The sequence below is a fragment of the Streptomyces sp. NPDC005195 genome, from assembly GCF_040608315.1.
In the GTDB taxonomy this organism is placed as follows: Bacteria; Actinomycetota; Actinomycetes; order Streptomycetales; family Streptomycetaceae; genus Streptomyces; species Streptomyces kaempferi.
This window is the reverse complement of the sequence record NZ_JBEXHZ010000364.1, coordinates 1-1,257: the sequence shown is the minus strand read 5'-3', so window position 1 is coordinate 1,257 and position 1,257 is coordinate 1. Positions and strand designations below refer to the sequence as shown.

Sequence of the window (1,257 nt, the reverse complement as noted above, 5' to 3'; positions counted from 1 at the left end):
CGCGGTCGGCCGACGCGCAGTCGACGGGCACGCTCACCACGTGGGCGCCGTGCGCGCCGAGGGCGGCGGCCACCGAGGTGGCCCAGGCGCCGTCCGCGTCGGCGGCGGGCACGGGCAGCAGCCAGGTGCCGGTGAGGGCGGCGGCCTCCTCGACGGCCGGCTTCCACACGACGCGGTGCTCCCAGCCCTCCTCCTCGGAGGTCTGCCTGCGCTCCCGGCGCAGGGAGGAGATCGCGGGCAGGACCGCGCTGAGCGGGGCGTCGGTGTCGAGGCCGAGGCGGTCGGCGAGGTCCTGCGGGCCGGCCTGCTCGACGAAGTCCCAGAACCGTGCCTCCTCGGCGGAGTCGGCCGTGAGGGCCGCCCCGGCGGGCTGTGCGGAGGACTGGAGCCAGTAGCGCTCGCGCTGGAAGGCGTAGGTGGGCAGGGGCGGTTCGCCCCGCAGCGCGTCGGGGTCGTGCAGCGTGGCCGGGTCCAGTTCGGCGCCGCGGGCGTGCAGCAGGCCCGCGGCGAGCAGGGCGGAGCGGCGTTCGTCGCCCTCGCGCCGCATCAGCGGTGCGGCGGCGGCCGTCGTGGGGTCCGTGACGCTGTCGAGGGCCATCGTCGTCAGCGTGGCGTCGGGGCCCAGTTCGAGGTACGTGGTGACGCCGAGGGCTTCCAGGGCGCGGGCGCCGTCGCAGAAGCGGACCGCGTCGCGCACGTGCCGCCTCCAGTAGGCCGCCGTGCGCAGGTCGTCGCCTTCGGCGAGGCGTCCGGTCACGTTGGAGACGACGGGCAGGGCGGGCGGGGCGTAGGTGACGCGTGCCGCGACCTGTTCGAACGCGTCGAGCATCGCGTCCATGCGGGCGGAGTGGAAGGCGTGGCTGACCCGCAGGCGCCTGGTGCGGCGTCCGCGCCCGGCGAGGACGGCGGCGATCCGCTCCACTTCGTCGCTGTCGCCGGAGAGCACGACCGACGCGGGGCCGTTGAGGGCGGCGATGCCGGCCCGGTCCCCGCTCCCGTCGCTCCCGTCGCTCCCGTCGAGGAGTGCGCGCACCTCTTCCTCGGTGGCTTCGACGGCGGTCATCGCACCGCCCTCGGGCAGTGCCTGCATGAGCCGGCCGCGGGCGGCCACGAGGGCGCAGGCGTCGGGGAGGGTGAGGACGCCCGCGGCGTGCGCGGCCGTCAGTTCGCCGATGGAGTGGCCCATGAGGGCGTCGGGGCGGGCGCCCCAGGAGTGGACGAGGGCGTGGGCGGCGGTGCCGACGGCGAACAGCGCGG

At 77.0% G+C, this 1,257-nt stretch carries 1 protein-coding gene; it reads right to left on the bottom strand.

What is annotated here, in order from left to right; all coding sequences use genetic code 11:
* On the bottom strand, positions 1-1,257 hold a 1,257-nt coding region (locus ABZV34_RS39685; protein ID WP_356288235.1), incomplete at both ends, for an acyltransferase domain-containing protein.